Below are 22739 nucleotides of genomic sequence, written 5' to 3'. Positions count from 1 at the left end.
CCCGGTGGCCGACCGTTTCACCCTGCTCAATCGTGGCCAGAGTCTGGGCTCCTATCTGAAATCGGAAGTCTCCCGTGAAGACGTTCTTGAAATGATGGCGGGAGGCCAGGAAATGGATGCGTTACAGGCAGAACTGGAGGAGTTTGCCCGCAGTGATGATGCTCAAGCCAGTTCTGCTGGCTCTCATTCACTGGAAGCTGCCGCCGCGGCAGAACATTCACTAGCAGATGCCTTTACAGGAGAGGCACAAAAAATTCACCGCCATAAGTGATCGGTATTAACAGGATCACCGGTACTCAATAATCGAAATTGAGCGAAGTCCCTGGAAGTCATCAGGCTTCGACATCCTATGACCTTAAGTTCTAAAAAGAACAAGAAGCATAAACTGGAGAACTAAAAATGAAGTCATTTCTAAGCAAACAGCTGAAAAAAACGGCCACATTAGCGCTTGCTTGCGCTTCCACTGCTGCGCTAATGATGGCACCAGTCACTGCCGAAGCGGCTGGTGAACGTTTTGTCCTTATCAGCCATGCCCCTGATGCCGACTCCTGGTGGAACACTATCAAGACCGCAATTCAAGAAGCCGGAAACAACTTAAACGTCACTGTCGAATACCGTAACCCTCCATCGGGTGACTTGACTGATATGGCGCGTGTTATAGAGCAGGCAGTCGCCTCCAATCCCGACGGAATAATCACCACCATCGCCGATTTTGACGTGTTGAAATCTCCTATTTACAAAGCTCAGAAAAAGGGGATTCCGGTTATTACCATGAACTCCGGAACCCATGCTCAGAGCGAAGCTCTTGGCGCACTTCTGCATGTTGGACAACCTGAATACGATGCTGGTTTCGGAGCCGGCAAACGTGCCAAAGCAACAGGTATTCAGAGCTTTCTCTGCGTTAACCATTACATGACCAACCCAGCATCTGTAGAGCGCTGTCAAGGGTTTGCTGACGCGTTGGGGGTCAAGCTTGGCAACCAGATGATTGATTCCGGTCAGGATCCGACTGATATCGAAAAGCGCGTTATGGCTTACTTGCGCAAAAACCCCAATACCCAGGCGATACTGACTCTCGGACCCACCTCCGCACATCCCACCTTACGGGCACTGGAAAAAACTCGTCTTAGCAGCAAAATCTACTTTGGCACCTTCGATCTCAGTAATGAAATTGCAGCTGCTATTAAAGCAGGCATCATCGAATTTGCTATCGACCAGCAGCCTTATCTACAAGGCTATCTGCCGGTGATGGCTCTGACTCTTTATAACCGCTACGGTATTATCCCCAGTAATCACATCAATGCCGGCCCCGGCTTCGTAACCAAAGACAATGTGGAGCTGGTGGAAAAATTAGCCGGTAAGTATCGCTAAGTATTCTCAGGCGTCAGGCCGCTGGCCCGACGCCATCAGAGATGAAATTTACGGGCGATTAAAGTAACTTACGATTTTTATCTTCAGGTAGGCAACTCATTGGAATCCAGCAGTTCGGCAAATCCCCCGACAACAGACTCAAAGACAGAGCCTAAGAAAGCAAAGGTCGCTGATAAAATCACGGTGACCGAAGTTGCGGCCGAAGCGGGAGTGTCGATCTCCGCTGTATCCAGAGCCTTCAATCCTAATGCAAGCTGCTCTGAAAAGATGAAACAGAAGGTCTTTGCAGCAGCCGACAAACTAGACTACAGGCCCAACCGTCTGGCACGGGGGCTGAAGTCCAATTCCAGCCTGATCGGCATTTTGATGACAGATTTCGAAAACCCCGCTTATCTATCGATACTTGATGACTTCACAACCGCAATACAACAACGCAATTGTCACAGTCTGCTGATTAATGCGAGTCAGCAAATGAGCATTGCCGAAGCCGTCGAGCTGGTTATGCAATATCATGTTGACGGCCTGATTGTAACCTCTGCAACCTTACCACAGGCTTTGATAGACGCCTGTCAGGCACAAAACACACCGGTGGTAATCTTTGGCCGCCACTCAGCGGAATCGATAGCAACCGTGGTGTGCAGTGATAACGTTGCCAATGGCCGTATGGCAGCAGATCTATTGTTGGATGCAGGCTACCAGCGACCTGCATTTGTCGGCGGAACTGTCGCAGCATCAACCACCACTGATCGGCAACGAGGCTTTATCGGTCGACTGATAGAGCGCGGTTGCGAGCACTGGTTTTGTGTTGAAGGTGGGCGCCATAGTTATGACGCCGGATTTGATGCGACCTGCAAATTATTTAACAGTGCCGACAAACCTGATTCGATCTTTTATGTTGATGACATTATGGCTTGCGGTGGCATGGATGCTATACGCTATGAACTGGGTTTGCGGGTCCCTGAAGATATCGGTGTGATCGGCGTCGATGATATACGCCTCGCCCACAGTCGTGCCTATAGCCTGACCACCATCCGACAACCCTTTACCGATATGGTCAACACCACTGTTGAAGCCCTGTTCGAACATATTCAGGACCCGACACTGGAAGCCCGACAGATCACAGTCCCCTGCTCGCTGATTACCCGCAATTCAACACGAGCGGCCAAAAAAAATTAGCCATCAACAGGGTATTCAATCATGCATTCCAATAAGGTTATCAATTCTATTGGCCGTCGCCTGCGTTTAGGAGTGGTTGGCGGTGGTCCAGGTTCATTTATAGGCAGCATTCATCGTGCAGCGGCACAGCTTAATGAGCAGTATGAGGTCGTAGCAGCAGTACTGTCGTCAGATCCTGAGCGCTCGCTTGCCGCCGCGGCCAGCCTGGGAATTGCACGCGGTTACGCCACCCCCGAAGTCATGATGGTCACTGAAGCCCAGCGTGATGACGGCATTGATGTGCTAGCCATCATGACCCCTAACGACAGTCACTATGAGTTAGCCTGCAAGGCTCTGGAACAGGAAATGCATGTTATCTGTGAAAAGCCCTTGAGCAACAGCCTGACAGAGGCCGAGGACTTGCAGGCTCGGGCCCAGGCATCCGACAGCCTGTTCTGTGTCGCCTATGGCTACTCCGGTTATCCCATGATCCGCCAGGCCAGAGCCATGATTGAAGCCGGTGATATTGGCGAGATCCGAATGCTTCAATGCGAATATATACAGGGCCATCTGGCTGAACTGACCCCATCGGAAAAGGACGGTAGCAATTGGCACATGGACCCGAACATTGCAGGCCCATCACTGATTCTCGGCGACATCGCCACCCATAGCTATCACCTGGCAGCCTTTGTCACAGGTATTGACCCCCACTCGCTAAGTGCTGATGTCACCAGCATTGTCCCAGGACGCAGGGCCCACGACTACACCGCAATACTGCTTCGTTATGCCAATAACGCCCGGGGTATGCTATGGGTCACACAAGCGGCAGCTGGCGCTGAGCATGGCTTGCATCTACGAGTGTTTGGCAGCAAAGGTGGCCTGGAATGGCATCAGGAGCAACCCAATCAACTGCTGCATCGACGGCTGAATCAACCCTCACAATGGCTGACTAAAGGAGGACCGGGACTGTATGAAGCGGCCAACCGCATCAGCCGTGTAGCAATAGGTCACCCGGAAGGCTATCAGGAAGCTTTTGGAACCCTGTATTCAGATTTCGCCGAAGCAATCTGCCAGCAGATAACTGGCACGCCGATGTCAGACTATGCCTGCTGGTATCCAGGAATAGAAGATGGAGTAAAAGGTGTGCGCTTCGTCGAGACAGCTCTAGCGTCAAGTAATCAGGATGGCAAATGGCTATCCCTCGCCTGAACACAATAACCCCTCAACAAGACCACTGACTCACAGCTGATAACTCACTCGGTAAAACCCTCATCCGCTGCCAGCCTAAGTCATTAGGCAGTCACGAATTAGCCCGGCGCAGTCATGAGTAAGCCTTGCAACCAAAGCACCAACTAGCGTTAGTGGCGCTATTTTAGCGCCATTTTTAACAAAGTAACTCTATCCGAGTCCGTCGAACTAGATTATTATCGGCCTCGGACCGTGTCCCCCTATTGTCTCTTTTGTACCCATAAGAGGCACTAGCAAGCACCAGAAGCAGTCAATCCTCAGTACCTATTTTCCTGAAGTTTGGTGGGACCATCGCATGTATTTGGATCACATGCATTTGGATAGTTAAAAACGCTTTACCGCCATTCTTACAAGTAGTTAACAATAGATCGGGAAGCATCAGATGAATATGAGTCGTAGCCCTTCGACGGGTCTTTATCGCGCTGAATTTGAGCATGATAGCTGTGGTATTGGATTTGTTGCCAATATCAAAGGTAAAAAAAGCCATCAGATTATTGAAAATGCGCTGACCATGCTGACTTGTATGGAACACCGGGGTGGGACCGGGTTCGATGTCAAAAGTGGTGATGGTGCAGGCATCCTGATACAGATTCCTCATGGCTTTTTCTCATCAACAAGCGCCAACCTGGGTTTTCAATTGCCTGAAGCTGGAGATTACGGCGTCGGTATGGTGTTTTTTCCAGCCGAAACAACTCAACAGCAGCAGTGCCGGACGGTATTAATTGAAAATATCGAGAAACTCGGACTCAACTTACTGGGTTTTCGTCCGGTTCCCACCGATAACAGTGGGCTTGGTCAGGCAGCTTTAGACACTGAACCACAAATTGAGCAGGTTTTTATCCAGAAACCTGATTCACTCGACCATCAGTCATTTGAGCGCAAGCTCTATATATTACGTAAATGTACTGGCCATCAGATCAACGAGACTATCGCCAAAGAAAAAGACGAATTCTATATCGCTTCTTTCTCCTCACGTACACTGGTCTACAAAGGACAGCTCACCACCGCCCAGGTACGGGAGTACTATCTGGATTTGCAAAATGAGCAAGTGGATACGGCAATGGCCATGTTCCACAGCCGCTTTTCCACCAATACCTTTCCAGCCTGGCGCCGTGCCCAACCTTTCCGCTATCTGTCTCACAACGGCGAAATAAACACGGTCCGGGGAAATGTTAACTGGATGAAGGCCCGGGAGGCGCTTTTATCCTCAGTCAACTTCAGTGACGAAGAGCTACAGATGCTTCACCCCATCTGCAATAAAGACAGCTCAGACTCGGCAAACCTGGATATGGCTATAGAACTACTGGTGCTCAGCGGTCGTCCTCTGGCCCAGGTGATGATGATGGTGGTTCCCGAAGCCTGGCAAAGCCAGGAGGACATGGACCCGATCAAACGGAATTTTTACGAGTACTATGCCTGCATCATGGAGCCCTGGGATGGTCCAGCTTCCATTTCCTTTACCGATGGCAAAGTAATAGGTGCCACTCTGGACCGCAACGGCTTGCGCCCTTCCCGCTATTTGTTGACCGATGATGACATGCTGGTCATGGGCTCGGAAACCGGCGCTTTGGTGGTAGACCAGTCAAAAGTGGTTCAGAAAGGTCGACTGCAGCCCGGCAAGATTTTTATCGCCGATCTGGAACAGGGTCGCATTATCAGTGACGACGAAGTAAAGGCCGATATTTGTGCGCGTCAGCCCTATGGACAATGGCTTGAGCAGTACAAGATAGTGATTGACGATTTGCCCACGCCACAGGCGCAGATTCAGCAACCACTGCTGGAATCGTTGACCAAGCACCAGAAATCCTTTGGCTACACCAAAGAGGATCTGGAGCGAATCCTGGCCGAGATGGTTGGTACTGCCAAAGAACCTCTTGGCGCCATGGGGACTGATAACCCTCTGGCGGTGCTGTCAGACAAGTCACAGCACCTGTCCAACTACTTCAAGCAACTCTTTGCCCAGGTCACCAATCCACCGATTGATCCGATTCGCGAAGAAATGGTGATGTCGCTTCGAACCTATGTGGGTGGCTCACTCAATCTGCTGGAAGAAACAGCCCGCCATTGCCACAAAGTGGAGATCAAGCAACCGCTGTTGACCAATTCACAGCTGATGAAGCTCAAGCATATCGATCACGATCATTTCCAGAGCAAAACACTCGACACCACCTTCAGGGCAACCGGAAAATCCGGCGAACTGGAAAAAGCTCTGGATCGTATCTGTCGTTATGCCAAGGATGCCGTTGAAGATGGCTTTTCCATCATTGTGCTGAGTGATCGCAATATCGATACTGATCATTTGCCGATACCATCCTTGCTCGCCACTGCTGCTGTCCATCACTATCTGATTCGAGCAGGATTGCGCGTCAAGGCAGATTTGATTGTTGAATCCGGAGATGTACGCGAGACTCACCACTTTGCCACCCTGCTGGGTTACGGTGCATCGGCAGTCAACCCCTATCTTGCCCTTGAAACCCTGCTGGAGCTCCGTAACGAAGGGATTGTTAATGCCGAGCTGAGCGACAACCAGGTATTCGACCGCTATATCAAAGCAGTCAACAGCGGCTTACTGAAGATCTTTTCCAAGATGGGAATATCTACGCTCCAGTCCTACCAGAGTGCGCAGATATTTGAAGCACTGGGAATCAATTCTGAGGTAGTGGCCAAGTACTTTACCGGCACAGTCAGCCGTATCGAAGGGATTGGTCTGGACGAGATAGCCCAAGAAGCACTGCAACGGCACAGAGAAGGCTTTCCTCCGGCTGATCGTATCGCCGTTGATAATCTGTTGCCTTCCGGTGGTGAATACGCCTGGCGTAAAGATGGCGAACGCCATCTGTTTAATCCCACCACCATTCGTCTATTGCAGCACGCCACATCGAACAATGATCGCAGCCAATTCAAGGAATATGCGCAAACAGTCGATGAGCAAAGCCAGGCAGCTTTTACCCTGCGTGGATTGATGAAGTTCAATTCAGATCGATCCCCCGTTCCATTGGCTGAAGTCGAGCCGGTAGAACAGATCTTTAAACGCTTTGCTACCGGTGCAATGTCATTTGGCTCCATTTCCTGGGAAGCCCATACGACTCTGGCTATCGCCATGAATCGGATCGGCGGCAAGAGTAACAGTGGTGAAGGAGGCGAAGATCCCATTCGCTTTACTCCAGAGCCTAATGGTGATTCCAAAAAGTCACGAATCAAGCAGGTTGCTTCCGGACGCTTTGGTGTGACCAGTTACTATCTGGCCAATGCCGACGAGCTGCAAATCAAGATGGCTCAGGGTGCCAAGCCCGGTGAGGGCGGGCAGCTTCCGGGGCATAAAGTCGATGCCTGGATCGGTCGTACACGTGGTTCAACACCTGGTGTCGGGCTGATTTCACCTCCTCCTCATCACGACATCTACTCGATTGAAGATCTGTCTCAGCTTATCTTCGATCTTAAAAATGCCAACCGGGATGCGCGGATCAACGTCAAACTGGTTTCCGAAGCAGGTGTAGGTACTATCGCTTCTGGCGTTTGTAAGGGTTACGCCGATGTTGTACTTATCGCCGGTTACGATGGTGGTACCGGAGCTTCTCCTCTGAGTTCTATCAAGCATGCGGGACTTCCCTGGGAGCTGGGGCTTTCAGAAACACACCAGACTCTGGTTCGCAACAGACTCCGAAGTCGTATCACAGTACAAGCTGATGGACAGATGAAAACACCTCGTGATCTAGCCATCGCAACGCTATTGGGTGCGGAAGAATGGGGTGTCGCCACCGCAGCATTGATCGTGGAAGGTTGCACGATGATGCGCAAGTGTCACCTTAATACCTGCCCTGTAGGTATAGCCACCCAGGACAAAGAGTTGCGTGCACGCTACAAAGGTCAGGTTGAGCATGTGGTCAATTTCTTCACCTTTATGGCAGAAGGATTAAGGGAGCTGATGGCTGAGCTTGGCTTCCGCACTATCAACGAAATGGTGGGACAGACTCAGTGCCTTGATATCCGAGACAACATTGATCACTGGAAATTTAAGGGCGTTGATCTCTCTCCGATCCTTTACAAAGAGCCTGCGCCTGAAGGAGAAACGCTGTACAACAGCATCCCTCAGAAACACCTTATTGATGACATCGTTGACCGAAAGCTGATTAACGACGCCCAACCCGCACTGGAAAACCAGCAGCCAGTATCGCTGGCCTATGAGGTTATCAGCACCGACCGGGCAGTCGGAACCATGCTATCCAACGAAATATCTAAAAAATACAACGATGCGGGCCTCCCTGAGGACTGTATCAAAGTGAAGTTTAATGGCTCAGCGGGGCAGAGTTTTGGCTGTTTCGGCGCCAAAGGAATCAACTTTGAGCTGGAAGGAGACGCCAACGATTACTTTGGTAAAGGACTCTCCGGCGCAAAACTGGTCGTTTATCCGGACAAAAAAGCACCGTTTAAACCAAGCCAGAACATTCTGATAGGAAATGTGGCCTTTTTTGGTGCCACAAGTGGTACCTCCTTTATTCGCGGTATTGCCGGAGAGCGCTTCTGCGTTCGAAACTCAGGGGCCACTGCGGTGGTAGAGGGTGTCGGTGATCATGGTTGCGAATACATGACCGGGGGCAAGGCAGTTATTTTAGGACCAACCGGACGTAACTTTGCTGCTGGTATGTCGGGCGGTATCGCCTATGTACTGGACCGCCAAGGAGACTTTTCCGGCAAGTGCAATATGGAAATGGTGGCACTGGAAACTCTTGAAGATGAAGCTGAAATCAACGAACTGAAGTCTTTGATTGAACAGCATCAGCAGGCTACAGACTCAGATGTGGCCGCTGACTTGCTGGCAGACTGGCCAGCCGCCATTGCCTCTTTTGTTAAGGTAATGCCGGTCGATTTCAGAAAGATGCAGACCTACATGAGCCAGGCGCGTGCCAGCGGTGAATACCAAACCGACGATCAGGTTGCTGAAGCCGCCTTTAACATGCACCTAAAGAACCTGGCTGCTCAGAAAGCCTGAGCCGAGGAGGAGAAAAATAATGGGAAATCCAACCGGTTTTTTATCTGTAGACAGAGACCTGCCCCAGGCCCGTGATGCGGCCGAACGACTTATCGACTGGCAGGAAGTTTATCAGCCCATGGCCGAGTCCAAAATCCAGGAGCAAGCCTCCCGTTGTATGGATTGCGGTGTTCCTTTTTGCCAGTCAGGTGAATCAAAGTATGCCCCGGCTGTGGCTGGCTGTCCGGTCAACAATATCATTCCTGAATGGAATGATCTGGTCTATCGGGGACGCTGGAAGGAAGCATTGCAAACCCTGCACAAAACCAACAACTTTCCGGAGTTTACCGGCAGAGTCTGTCCTGCCCCTTGCGAAGGTTCCTGCGTACTGGGAATCAATGCTGATCCAGTTACTATCAAACACCATGAATATGCCATTATCGAACGAGGATTTGAGGAAGGCTGGGTCGTTGCCAACCCGCCTGCCCGGCGCACAGGAAAATCCGTCGCAGTGATCGGATCAGGCCCAGCTGGACTGGCCTGTGCTGCGCAGTTGAATAAGGCAGGTCATAAGGTAACCGTGTACGAGCGTAGTGATCGTATCGGCGGCCTGCTGATGTATGGCATCCCTAATATGAAACTGCAAAAGGAGTTAGTGCAGCGTCGGGTAGATCTGCTGGAAGCCGAAGGAATCTGTTTTAAGACAAATACTGAAATTGGCAAAGATCTCCCCGTCAACCAACTTAAAGAGACCTTTGATTCTGTCGTGATTTGTACGGGAGCTACTGTGCCACGGGACCTGAATGTTAAGGGTCGTGAGCTTAAGGGTGTCCACTTCGCCATGGAATACTTGGGTTCCAATACCAAGAGCCTGCTTGACAGCAAACATCAAGACGGTGCCTTTATCAACGCTAAAGACAAGAACGTAGTTGTTATCGGTGGAGGTGATACCGGTACTGACTGCGTGGGAACTGCTTTACGTCATGGCTGTGCCAGCGTGATCCAGCTGGAAATTATGCCCAAGCCTGTCGATCAGCGTGCTGAGAACAATCCCTGGCCACAATGGCCCCGGGTGCTGAATGTGGATTATGGCCAAAAAGAAGCCATTGCCGTGCAGAATGAAGACCCACGCCACTATCTAGTAACGACTCAACGGATTGAAGGTGATCAGAACGGTAACGTTAAGGCGGTACATACCCAGGACATCCGCTGGGAAAAAAATGACCAGGGTCAGATGATACCTCAGCCGGTTCCTGGCACTGAAAAAGTCATCCCTGCCGATATTGTACTGCTGGCGATGGGCTTTATGGGACCGGAAGCGGGTCTGCTGGACAAACTGGAAGTTGAGACTGACGCTCGCTCAAACGTGAAAGCCGAATACGACCACTTTGATACCAATGTATCCGGTATCTTTGCCGCTGGAGATGCCCGTCGCGGTCAAAGCCTGGTGGTCTGGGCCATAGACGAAGGACGCCGTGCTGCCCGTGAAGTGGATAGTTACCTGATGGGAAATTCCTACCTTCCCTGAGATTTGGTTAAGTAAGATAAAAAAGGGTGGCAGAAATGACTCTGCCACCCTTTTTTAAAAAAACAAACGCTTTCAGGCTAATGTTTGTACTCTATCCTCAGTTTTAGTAATAACTGTTTATTTGAATCCAGCTCACCCCGCCCCTCTTGGTTCTTCTATAGCTTGTCGACAAGGTCATGAGAAAGCTGGTGGTATCATCCAATGGAAAATATATTGATTTTGTCGGTTATAACTCCGGTATCTTTGTAAAAGTATTTTTGATTCAATGAGCAACAGTGTCCTTAAAGGTAAATTTTGGCTAACTCCTACGGAGGTGCATTACACTCCAAGCAACTCCTTTAAATACTTGCCGGTATATGAGCGTTTTCGCTTACAGATCGTGGCCGGTGTTCCTTGAGCGATGACTTTACCGCCACCACTGCCTCCTTCGGGTCCCATATCTATCACCCAGTCGGATTCGGCGATCACATCCAGATTGTGCTCAATCACTAATACGGAGTTGCCGCTGTCCACCAGCCTGTGTAGTACATGAAGCAGCTTTTCTACATCGGCAATATGTAGACCAACGGTGGGCTCATCTAACACGTAAAGGGTGTGTTGCTTAACTCGCGAGCCGGGCTTAGCCTTGGCCAGCTCGGTCACTAGCTTTATCCTTTGTGCCTCGCCACCGCTGAGTGTTGGGCTTTGCTGACCCAGAGTCAGATAACCAAGCCCCACATCCTGAAGTAGTTGTAGCGCATGATTTACTGAGCTGACGGCAGAGAAAAATTCAGTAGCCTCTTCAATGTTCATCGCCAGGACTTCACCGATATGCTTTTCCTTATAGCGTACCGACAGTGTTTCCTCATTGAAGCGCCAGCCTTTGCACTCTTCACAGGCGACTCGAACATCTGGCAGAAAGTTCATCTCTATTTTGACCATACCGTGACCACCACAGGCACCACAACGCCCCTCTCCGGTATTAAAAGAGAATCGAGCAGGGGTGTAGCCACGCAGGCGAGCATCGACCGTCTCAGCAAACAGTTTGCGGATATGATCCCAAATTCCTAGGTAGGTTGCCGGGCATGAGCGTGTTGTTTTTCCGATGGGCGTTTGATCCACCTCCAGAATACGGGTGATCGATTGCCAGTTTTTAATCTCGTCACAACCCTGCCAGCGCTGTTTCTTTGTCTTATTGGCTTTGGGTTGTTTTACGTTAATTTTATGGCGTAAATTTCGATACAGAATTGAACGGATCAACGTGCTTTTACCGCTACCGCTGACTCCGCTGATACCCACTAAACGATGCAAAGGAATACTGACATCGAGCTTGTTCAGGTTGTTTTCATCAGCACCGATAATCTGCAGTTTTTCAACCGGGTATTGCTGACGCAATTGCTTATCCCGTAGGCCAGCCATCGGATGGCGCAACGGATTAGCCAGAAACTGCCCGGTCAGTGAACTCTGGTTATCTTTCAGTTCCGCCAAAGTCCCCTGAGCCACCACCTCACCACCATGAACTCCGGCACGAGGACCCATGTCTATCAGGTAGTCAGCTTCACGTATCGTATCTTCATCGTGCTCAACCACCAGCACTGTATTACCCTGCCTTTGCAAATCCCGCAAAGTTGCAATCAGTCGTCTGTTGTCCCTTGTGTGCAAACCTATCGTCGGTTCATCGAGGATGTAGCAGACCCCCTGCAGGTTAGACCCCAGTTGCGAGGCCAGGCGAATACGCTGGGCCTCTCCCCCACTCAGTGTCGGTGCAGCCCGATCTAAAGTCAGATAATTCAATCCAACCTGTTGTAGAAAGCTCAGTCGCCCCGCCAGTTCCGCCAACAAATCACGGGCAATGAGTTTTTCCCTGTCATCCAACTTCAGCTTAGTCAGCCATTGACTGGCATCATCAACGGACAATCCAGCCAGGGTTGCAATCGACTGCTCTTTAAAACGCACTGCCAGCGCTGTTTTGTTCAGCCGCAGGCCCTGGCACTGGCGGCAAGTCCGCTCACCCGCGTGCCCCTCTAAGCGATCAGACTTATCCGCTTCAAGCCACTGATCTTCTTCACCACTTTGCTCAGCATCAAAATCAGTATTCTCCTGACCGGTACCGAAGCAGCTTTTACACCAGCCATGTTTGGAGTTATATGAGAATAAACGGGGGTCCAGTTCATCAAAACCACACCCACAGGAGGGGCAGGCTCTTTTAGTTGAAAAAGTAGCTTCAACAGTATTTTTATTGGCGCTGTTAACCCCCACAGGTGTTACAACCACGACGCCGTTACCAATTTCCAGAGCCTGCTGCAATCCCTGCCGCAGCCTGTTTTCATTCTCAGCGGTGACTTTGCTGTTAATGTCGAAAGTCGCCACGGGCAATTCAATATCGTGTTCTTTATATCGATCTAACTGAGGCCAATCGGCAGTGGCTAAGTATTCACCATCAACCCGTAGTTGCCTATAACCCTTAGCATCAGCCCATTTGGCCAGTTCTTTATAAATACCTTTTCTCGCCACAACCATCGGTGCTAACAGGGTCACCTGGCTGTTCTGACGGTTGTTACGATAGGTTTTCAGAATGTGAGTTAAAATTGTTTCTATACTTTGAGGCTCAATGGCGACATCGCAACTCGGGCAATACTGAGTCCCCAGCTTGACGTATAGCAAACGCAGGTAATGGTATATTTCCGTCAGGGTTGCCACGGTGCTCTTACGGCCACCGCGGCTGGTTCGCTGCTCGATTGCTACGGTTGGCGGTATACCATGGATAGCATCGACATCCGGACGGGATGCCGGTTGCACAAACTGTCGAGCATAGGCATTCAGAGATTCCAGATAGCGCCGCTGCCCTTCAGCAAAGACGATGTCGAATGCAACCGTGCTTTTGCCACTGCCACTGACACCGGATATAACCGTAAACTGGTCGCGAGGTATTTTTATATCCACATTCTGCAGGTTGTGCTCACGAGCATGGTGAATTTGTATCACCTTGTTTGAGGATTTTTGTTTCGCTGGCACAGGCGAAGCAAGCGCAGCAGGCTTCTGCTCAGAGATGGATCCCAATGTCCTGGCATAATCACTTAATGCCTGTGCAGTATGTGATGTCCCCTGAGTGGCAATTTCATCAGGTCGTCCCTGGGCGACCAGCTGACCACCGCCGTTCCCGCCCTCTGGACCGATATCGATCAACCAGTCGGCTGCCTGGATAACATCCAAATTGTGCTCAATCACCAGCAGCGAGTGTCCTGCGGCAATCAGTCGGCGAAACGCCATCATCAGAGTCGCTATATCATCAAAATGCAGACCGGTGGTCGGTTCATCAAACAGAAACAAGATCCCCTTCTCGCTGGTATGGGGCTGACTTGTAGGAGCCTGCCCGACATGACCCTGAAGCTTTTGTCCCTTGCTCTTTTGTTGTTTGGTTTTCTTTCTGCTTCGTGCCGCAGTTTCAGCCAGGTGTCCTGCTAATTTCAAGCGCTGGGCTTCACCGCCACTCAGGGTCGGCACCGCCTGACCCAACTGAACATAGCCTAAGCCAACATCCGCCAAGGGTTGCAAACAACGCAAAACCTCGGGCGCTGAGATAAAAAACTCCAGCGCTTCCATCACGGTAAGACTCAAAACCTCAGCAATGGATTTGGCTTGCTGTAATTCAGCTTCGGCTGGCTCGACTATTGGCGTCTGACGATCATCCGTTCGCTTACCATGATCTCTACCAGCCAACAGCTTAATTTCTAAAATTTCATCACGATAGCGCTTGCCATCACAATCTGAACAGCGTAAATACACATCACTCAGAAACTGCATTTCAACCTGTTCAAATCCGTTTCCAGAACAGCTCGGACAACGGCCTTTACCCGAATTAAAGCTAAAAGTACCCGCAGTATAACCTCGCGCTTTTGCTTCAGGCTGTTCAACAAACAGCTTACGAATAGCATCGAAGGCGCCAACGTAGGTAGCCGGAATAGATCTTGTGGTTTTACCGATAGGACTCTGGTCGACCAGCACCACATCATCGATCAGTTCATGACCGAGCAATGCCTGATGTGTTCCCGGTAATTCTCCTCCCTTGCCTTTTTGTCGGCATAGACCCGCATAGAGCACATCCCGCATCAGAGTCGACTTACCGGAGCCACTGACTCCGGTAAGACACACCAACTGTTTAAGCGGAATATTGACGGAGACGTCCTTCAGGTTATGCTGACTTGCCTTAACGATCTCAATACATCCCGTCGCCAGGCGATAGTGGGCGGAAGCTTCTTGTACCCGGAGTGTATTCACCTTAGATTTGCTGAGCGGATGCTCACTGATCTCAAGCGGGTCATCATTAGCCCATTGCTTATTAGGTCTATAACTTCCCTTTTCCGTTACCGTTTTAGTGCCATTGAGATATTGTGCTGTCAGTGAATCTTTTTTATTAAGCAGTTGCTCGGGGGTACCAAAAAAGTTGATCTCGCCTCCCTGCTTACCAGGCCCCGGCCCTATATCCAGAACACGATCTGCCGCTAATATCACCTGAGGATCATGCTCCACCACCAGCAGAGTGTTCCCGGCATCCCGCAGTCGATGCAGGACCTTAACCAGACGATCAATATCTCTGGGATGCAGTCCGACGCTGGGTTCATCCAATACAAACAGGGTATTTACCAGGGAAGTACCCAAAGCCGTCGTCAAATTAATACGCTGAACTTCACCACCACTGAGAGTGCGGGATTGTCGATCCAAGGTTAGATACCCAAGACCAACTTCCAACAGGTAATTCAGGCGAGAGCGTATCTCAGTCAGCAACAATTGCGCGGCTTCATCCAAGGTACCTGGCAGATGCAATTGATCAAAAAAATCAGCGCATTGCACTAGCGGCAAACGCATAAGGTCGGTGATCGTCAGTCCCGGGATCTGTTCAAAAACAGTATCACTCAGCGTATTCCCCTGAGGCACAAACCCTGTTGCAGTACCTAGGGCATTTTTCGCATCGGTTAGCGTACCCACACGCCACCAAAAGGCATCCTCTTTAAGGCGTGCCCCTTTGCAGCTTTCACACTGGTTATAGGATCGGTACTTCGATAACAGCACCCGAATGTGCATTTTGTAGGATTTTCTTTCCAGCCAGTTGAAAAACCCCTGCACCCCGAACCACAGACCATCATCCCAGCTGCCTTCACCTTCCCATACCCATTGTTGCTGCTGGTCGGTTAACTGCTTCCAGGGTTTATCCAGCGGTATGTTGTGTCGTCGCGCCTGGCGTAACAGCTCCTGTTGAATCTCCTCATTACTGGGTGTTTGGAAAGGTTTGATTGCTCCATCGCGGAGCGAAAGATTTTCATCAGGTATAACCAACCCGAAATCCACACCAATAGTGCGACCAAAACCTCTGCAGTTGGAGCAGGCACCGATCGGAGAATTAAAAGAGAACAGCCCCGGCGTCCGCTCACTGTAGTCGATGTCACATTGTGCACAGTGATGGTGAGTGGAAAAGCGCAGAGCAGGCCCAGCCTCCCGGTTCTCATCCAGCGGATAGACCAGAACATGTCCCCCGCCGTGATGGAGTGCAGCCTCAATCGCTTCCGTCAAACGACCTCGATTAGCGGCAGAAAGTTTCAAGCGGTCCTGCACCACCTCCACTCGCTGCCTGGTCCGACTGTGGACACGGATATAGCCCTGTTGATTGAGTAATTGTAAAACTTCATCATCGCTGAAGTTATGGGGAACGTTAATTGGCAGGCACACAACCAACCGGGTATCCTCCGCCAGATCACTATAAAGTGATTCAACAATGCCCTGGGCGCTGTCAGAACTCACTTCACTGCCACAGCCACGACAGTAAAGCACAGATAATCGGGCAAACAGCAGTTTTAAGTAATCATTCAGTTCCGTCATCGTGCCCACAGTAGAACGGGAAGTGCGCACCTGATTACTCTGATCAATTGCAATGGCTGGCGGAATACCCTGAATACTGTCAACCGCCGGTTTATCCATCCGATCCAGGAATTGTCGAGCATAGGCCGAAAAAGTTTCGACATATCGACGTTGGCCTTCTGCATAGATGGTGTCAAAAGCAAGGGTCGATTTACCAGAACCACTCACCCCGGTCACCACAATCAGCTCATTTGTGGGTAACTCAAGATCAAGATTTTTTAGATTATTCTGGCGTGCACCTTTAACGACTATCAATTCTTCACCCATGCAACTGATTACCTATGTAACTGTCCATCCGCACAACTGTCCGGCTATGTAAGGGTCCACCTGCATACCTTTCTACCTGCATACCTTTTGACTTGCATAACGGTTCAGCCAGGCAACTGTCATCCATCATGGCTGGTCTTTTGTCAGCGTTAAGCGGCTACATGTAGGGTGGACATAGCGTATAAGGAAATATTCTCCCGAATAGTACTGTATGTTTGTACAGACAACAACTGACATATTTGCCCATACTGTTTCCGACTTAAGGTCATAAGAACCAGCCGCCAGCTAGTATTTTGTTAAGGGTAAACCTGACCCCGATGACTTTTTCAGTTGTCTGGAGCAACACCAAACCCTTCAGACAAACAGTTGAGTAATATCAATTTTGACACGATAGGATGTACTATTGGCGCATTAGGACTAAGCTCGCCTGTAACTCTTACACCATGATCCTAACGTCGTTTCTCTATCATTGTGATAATTTCGTGTCAGCTAACCATCAAGGAAAAATAGAAAAAATGGATAAAGCTACCAACAGAAGCACTTCACATCACAGAAGTGGCTCGCAACCCTTCTTACCTAACCGGTTATTTCGCTCATTTATACTTTCCGTTGCTTTAGTTAGCGTGACCACCACTCAGGCAGCCGCTCAGTCGATTATTGAAGGCGAACGTAACCATCCTGTGGTTGCCAAACAAGGCATGGTCGCAACCAGCCATCATCTTGCTACCGATGTCGCACTCAAGGTTTTGGCCAATGGCGGTAATGCGATTGATGCTTCGGTCACAGCTGGCTTTGCACTGGCGGTAACACAACCCCGTTCCGGCAATATCGGTGGTGGCGGATTTATGCTGTTATCCAGCGAAAAAAACGACGAAGTTGTCGCCATTGATTATCGAGAAAAAGCCCCGAAAGCCGCCTACGAAAAGATGTTTCAGGACAAGGATGGCAATGTAGTCAAACAGCTGAGCCGTTTCTCCCACACTTCAGCCGGGGTTCCCGGCACGGTTGCCGGTCTGGCACTGGCGCTGGAAAAATACGGAACAATCAGTCTGCAACAGGCATTGGCACCCGCGATCAAACTCGCTTCGGAAGGATTTATCGTTCCTCCGCGTTTTACCAACGGCCTTGAAGCGAAGAAAGAACGATTACAGAAATGGGCATCAACCAAGGCGGCATTCTACAAAGAGGACGGTAGCACCTACCAGCCCGGTGAATTGTTCAAGCAGCCGGATTTAGCGGCAACATTACAGCGTATCTCAGATCAGGGCATCAAAGGCTTTTATGAAGGTAAAACCGCTCAGCTGATTGTCGATGACATGAAGCAGAATGGTGGCCTGATTACCCTGGAGGATCTTAAAAATTATCAGCCTCAGGTCCGCAAGCCAGTACAGGGAAACTACCGGGGCTATGATATCTATTCAATGTCGCCGCCAAGTTCAGGTGGAACACATGTAGTACAGATTCTGAATACCTTAGAAGGCTTCCCAATCGGTCAATACGGTCACAACTCAGCCAAGAGCATTCACTTGATGGCAGAATCGATGAAGCAGGCTTACGCAGATCGATCTGAATATCTCGGTGATATGGATTTTGTCTCTGTGCCAGTAAAAGGCTTGACCGATAAAAAATATGCCGCTCATATCCGTAGCCAGATAGATCCTTATCAGGCTAAACCCAGCGTGGAGATCAAACCAGGGACTCCCGCCGCTTATGAGAGTGACGAGACAACGCACTTTTCTATCGTGGATCAATGGGGTAATGCAGTATCCAACACTTACACCATAAACTTCAGTTATGGTTCAGGTATTGTCGTGCCAGGAGCAGGCTTTATTCTAAACAATGAGATGGACGACTTCAGTGCTAAACCGGGAGTACCAAACGCTTACGGTCTCATTGGTGGAGATGCCAATAAGATCGAACCGGAAAAGCGAATGCTCAGCTCAATGTCCCCGACCATTGTTAAAAAGGACGGAAGGAATTTCCTGGTAACGGGCAGCCCGGGCGGGTCACGTATCATCACCACAACGTTGCAGGTCATTATGAACGTTGTTGATCATGGTATGAATATCCAGTCTGCAGTGGCCGCCCCCCGAATTCATCATCAGTGGTTGCCAGATGAAATCCGTATCGAGCAAGGCATCAGCCCGGATACCGTTCAATTGCTGGAAAGCATGGGACATACGGTGACACCCAAATCATCAATGGGTGCAATCCAAAGTATTATGGTTGGCGAAGATGGTACCTTATATGGTGCCGCCGACCCAAGACGCAGTACATCCTCTGCAAAAGGGTTTTAATTCCATCTCATAAAAAAAGCATAAAAAGCACCAGTGAATCACAACTGAATTATCAGTGTGCGGCATCCGGTGCTTTTCAGTTATTCATTCGGAATCGTTGCCAGTCAATACCGTCCCCGGTTCATTTTGTTCAAAATGACTGCGTATATGCAAATCCCGTTGTGGGAACGGTATTTCAATTTCATACTGTCGTAATGAGGTTTCAATCTCCCACATATAGGCAGCACTGACCCCCGCTGGCCGTTTAGCTGCTGCCTGACTGACCCAAACCACCAGTTCAAAGTCCAGACTGCTATCACCAAACCGTACCAACCAAACTTGCGGCTGATGCTTTTTTGCTCCTTTGAGGGTTTCAGGAACACGGTCAGCAGCCTCCAGCACCGCCTTTCTGACAAGGTCTTTATCAGTCCCGTAGGCGACCCCAAAGGGTATTCGCATCCGTCGCGTCGTGTCCCTTAGTGTCCAATTGGTTACTTTAGCACTGACCAACTCCGAGTTGGGAACGATAATATCGACGTTATCATTTGTATTGATTAGTGTACTTCGGACATTGATTTCCATCACAACACCGAGAACACCCGAGTCCAATTCGATAAAATCACCGACATTCAGGGATCGTTCGAACAGCAGTATCAACCCGGATACAAAGTTATTAACAATAGATTGCAGGCCAAAGCCAATTCCCACGCTGAGAGCCCCTGCAACCAGCGCAATATTGCTGAAATCCAGTCCAATGGATGACAGGGCAATCATCATACCAACCAACAGGATGACATAATGGGCAAGTCGTCCCACGGTATACAGTGCTGGGTTTTCACCTTCATTATGTGCTGCTATCTTTGCCAGCATCCGGCGCAATAAGCTCGATAAGGTTAACGCCACGGTGATTATCAACACGACCCGGAACAATCCAAGAATGGTTACCGGTGTTTCACCTATTTTAAACAGGCTTTCAGTCAGTAGATTAAACGCTCCAACCCAACCTAGATTAAGTGTCTCCACAGTGCTGACCCACCAGTGTTTCAATAAGCCATCATGTGCAGCGAGACGCAGCTGACAGATATCAGCCAGCGCTTCAAGATCCAGACGAACATCATCCAGTTCCCGCAGTTTCAGTAGCGTATCCTGTGACAGCTGACTACGGGCCTCATTAATTGACTTCAGAGTAAGGGCTGACGGAGCAAGATTCAGCAACTGCGTTTGAGCCCGACCCTGTTCCCGTAAACTCTCAGCACGCCAGCCTGCCAGTCGAGATGAGGTCTCCTTTATCAGAAGCCTCCAGCCGACCAGTTGCTCGTGTAACTGCCTGGAATTAACTTCGGTATTTGCCAGTAAACTGGTCAGAGCTAAAGAGCTATCGGTTACGGTATGTCGCAGTCTGGCAATAGCTTCCTCAACTGATGCATGAACGACCTGTTGCTCAAGCAACCTGGTTTGCGCGACGGATTCTGCCGTATCGGTAATGGTGCCCAGTACTTGTGATCGCGCAAGATTCAGATTGATACTGGCTTTAGCCAGCTCCTGCTCCTGATCCAGCCGTCTTTGGTTCAGGGCCGAAATATCCTCTGCTGAGACAACCAGCCGTTCTTCAGCAATACTTTTCTCTTCCGACAATGACTCCAGACTCGCCTGCAGACCGCTGAACTCTTTACGCTGGTGCGACAAGCGCTGTCTGGCTAATTCCAGCGTTGCCCGAGCAGCAATGATATCAAGCCCCAATACCACCTTATTCGGCGCTGTGGCACTAACGCCGATATAAATAGCCATTTCGTTATCATGCTGCTTTGCTGCGGTATCTACCGCTTTTTGCAGATGTTCTATGGCCGCTTGTTCATCGGCCACTTCCTTTTGTTTACTCCTCCGCCTGTTTTCCAGCTCAAGCCAATCACCAATCGTATAACCCTCCTTAAAGACATTAATTTCCGGCGTCTGAAGGGTCTTTTGTTTGCGTAGATTGGCCAGGCTAAGAAGATTGGCAATGATTCGTTTACGGTATTCTTTGGCGGCATCCAGAGATTCCGGGGGCTGCTCAGCGATCAGCTCATCCAGATGTTTTTCCAGAGCAGATATTCGCTGATAAATATCAACCGTCGTGTTATCAAAGCTGCGCCACCAGTCAGCCCTGAGAGAACTCACCTGTGGAAGGGAAAAGGTCTCGGCAACAGTATTACTGGTACTGGCCCCGGTACCCAAGCCACCTGGAATTGGAATGGTCTGTGCGAAAAGATTTCCACAAACCAGCAACCCGAAACAGATGACCCAGTAAAATCGGTTTATCCCCACTAATAGTCCCTCATCAACACGGTGCAAATGGAAACAGGTCCAGCAGATCCCCCTGCGATGTCAGAGAGTATAGAAAGAATAAGCTATAGCCATTTTTTAAGCTTAAACAACCAGTACTGCAAAACCACAACAAATACCAGAATGAAAACAAAGATCCAAAAGGACAAAGGGTTTTCTGCACCGGGAATTCCGCCCACATTGATACCCAGCAGGCCGGTTAAAAACCCTAACGGCAAGAACACAGCAGCGACCAACGACAATACGTACATCCGGTTGTTCATCTGCTCAGCAAGGCGGTTTGCCAGCTCTTCCTGAGATACTGCGGCACGGTCTCGCACCGAATCCAGCTCCTCAACATAGCGAGTGAGGTGGTCAGCCACTTCTCTGAGGTTTTGCCAATCATTGGTGTTCATCCAGGAGATCTTAAACGACAGCAGTTGCATCATCGCCTCTCGCTGCGGTGCCAGATACCGGCGCAAACTGATGACTTCACGCCTGAGGGAAGAAATTCGTGATCTGAGAGCATAACTTTCATTGGAAAGAACCATATCTTCAATAGCCGCTACCTGATCCTCCGTCTCTTCAATAGTTTTCTTCATCCGAACGATAAGGCCATCGGTCAGCATGACCAAAAACTCTCCGGCTGAGCAGGGACCTTCACCTCTGTCTAGCTGAAGGGCGATATCTCCAGCGGACAACAATCGTCTTTTGCGCGTACTGATAATTCGCTGACCATCGCTCCAGATTCGAATACCGACCATATCTTCCGGATTGGAACCCGGGCTCAAATTAACACCGCGTAAGGCAACCAGTAACGAGTCTTTCAACTGTGTTACTCTCGGTCGGCTTTCTTCCATCAGCAAAGCGTCAACGACCAGCGGCTCCAGAAGACTCTCATTTTGAATCCAGTTCTGAACACGCTCATTAACATATTCAAAGTGAAGCCAGAGAATACCTTGCTCTGAACACCAGCCAGAAATATCACCCCACTCAATAGAGCGGCCCCCACCTTTACCATCAAAAATATAGCCGTAGACCAAACCATCACTAGTCATCAATGCTGTATCCCTGTTCGCGTTGATTATTTCTGTTTATTAACAACGTCATTGTAGATGAAACTCTCGCAACCCACTTTTCATTGATGTTAAATGTCATGGGATATATCTTGTTCTACCTCTGCGTAAAAGGTAAGTTAGCGGCGCCTGAACACAGGCACAATTGATACTAGCACTATTCATTAAAGAGATGTCCTCAGTGATAAACGAGAAACTGCGCAAACTGTTTGATACAGCCATTGGAATTGTTTTTGGTCTCATCCTGATTTGCATGGTCATTGGCATAGCTATCGGAGCCGTTCGATTGCTTGCTGACCTTTGGGTACTGCTGAGTCAGGAAGGGGTTACCGGTAAATATATTGATTTGATAGCCGATGTGCTGACACTTTACGTATTGGTAGAGCTGTCACGATCACTCATCGAGTATTTTGACAGCCAGAAGTTACGAATGACTTTCATCGTCGATGGGGCTCTGGTTTTTATCATTCGTGAGATTTTGATCGGTCTTTTCAAACACCAACTGACACCAGAAATGATCTACGCTCTATCAGCACTTCTTTTCGTACTGGGTGCCCTTCGAGTGGGATCAGCTCTTCTGTACCTTAAGGACAAGCAGCTTGAAGACGGTTAGGATTGATCCCTCCATTGGCGCTGGGTCCCCGGTACCGCAGACA

General features: G+C 49.7%; 10 protein-coding genes and 1 pseudogene. 8 read left to right on the top strand and 3 right to left on the bottom strand.

Annotated elements, in window-relative coordinates:
• From BGP75_RS27295 to BGP75_RS23735, 6 genes and pseudogenes are all read left to right on the top strand, one after another.
• Positions 1-271, top strand: a pseudogene (locus BGP75_RS27295) (hypothetical protein); the annotation flags it as partial.
• A gap of 128 nt (positions 272-399) precedes the next feature.
• Positions 400-1371 carry a sugar ABC transporter substrate-binding protein gene (locus BGP75_RS23755; RefSeq protein WP_083705018.1) on the top strand — a complete coding sequence of 324 codons (972 nt, stop codon included), beginning with the start codon at positions 400-402 and terminating at the stop codon, positions 1369-1371.
• A 99-nt stretch (positions 1372-1470) separates the two neighbouring features.
• Positions 1471-2547, top strand: a complete 1077-nt coding sequence (locus tag BGP75_RS23750) for a LacI family DNA-binding transcriptional regulator (RefSeq protein ID WP_083705017.1) — start codon at positions 1471-1473, stop codon at positions 2545-2547.
• A 21-nt stretch (positions 2548-2568) separates the two neighbouring features.
• Positions 2569-3735 (top strand): Gfo/Idh/MocA family protein, encoded by a 1167-nt coding sequence (locus BGP75_RS23745; RefSeq protein WP_076721402.1) that lies wholly within the window; start codon positions 2569-2571, stop codon positions 3733-3735.
• Positions 3736-4156: 421 nt separating this feature from the next.
• Positions 4157-8764, top strand: a complete 4608-nt coding sequence (gene gltB / locus BGP75_RS23740; RefSeq protein WP_076721401.1) for a glutamate synthase large subunit — start codon at positions 4157-4159, stop codon at positions 8762-8764.
• Between the two features lie 19 nt (positions 8765-8783).
• Positions 8784-10271: a glutamate synthase subunit beta gene (locus tag BGP75_RS23735; RefSeq protein WP_076721400.1), complete on the top strand. Its 1488-nt coding sequence runs from the start codon at positions 8784-8786 to the stop codon at positions 10269-10271.
• Between the two features lie 318 nt (positions 10272-10589).
• On the opposite strand, the gene uvrA is transcribed toward BGP75_RS23735, so the two are convergent.
• Entirely contained in the window at positions 10590-16430 is a 5841-nt protein-coding gene (gene uvrA, locus BGP75_RS23730) for an excinuclease ABC subunit UvrA (protein WP_076721399.1), read from the bottom strand.
• Between the two features lie 515 nt (positions 16431-16945).
• Here uvrA and ggt point away from each other — a divergent pair.
• A complete protein-coding gene (gene ggt / locus BGP75_RS23725; RefSeq protein WP_076721398.1) occupies positions 16946-18727 on the top strand; it encodes a gamma-glutamyltransferase in 1782 nt (593 codons plus the stop codon).
• 84 nt (positions 18728-18811) lie between these two features.
• On the opposite strand, the gene BGP75_RS26675 is transcribed toward ggt, so the two are convergent.
• Complete coding sequence (locus BGP75_RS26675; RefSeq protein ID WP_198939528.1) at positions 18812-21010, bottom strand: mechanosensitive ion channel domain-containing protein; 2199 nt, start codon at positions 21008-21010, stop codon at positions 18812-18814.
• Between the two features lie 83 nt (positions 21011-21093).
• Positions 21094-22065, bottom strand: coding sequence for a zinc transporter ZntB (zntB, locus tag BGP75_RS23715; protein ID WP_076721397.1), 972 nt, complete (start codon positions 22063-22065; stop codon positions 21094-21096).
• A 199-nt stretch (positions 22066-22264) separates the two neighbouring features.
• Between zntB and BGP75_RS23710 the strand changes: the two genes are divergently transcribed.
• On the top strand, positions 22265-22696 hold the full coding sequence (locus tag BGP75_RS23710) for a phosphate-starvation-inducible PsiE family protein (RefSeq protein WP_198939527.1): 432 nt from the start codon (positions 22265-22267) through the stop codon (positions 22694-22696).
• Positions 22697-22739: the final 43 nt, after the last annotated feature.

It is taken from the genome of Motiliproteus sp. MSK22-1 (assembly GCF_001968815.1).
Classification (GTDB): Bacteria; Pseudomonadota; Gammaproteobacteria; order Pseudomonadales; family Balneatricaceae; genus Motiliproteus.
Note: the sequence above shows the minus strand (reverse complement) of the source record. Positions and strands in the feature narration are given on the sequence as shown.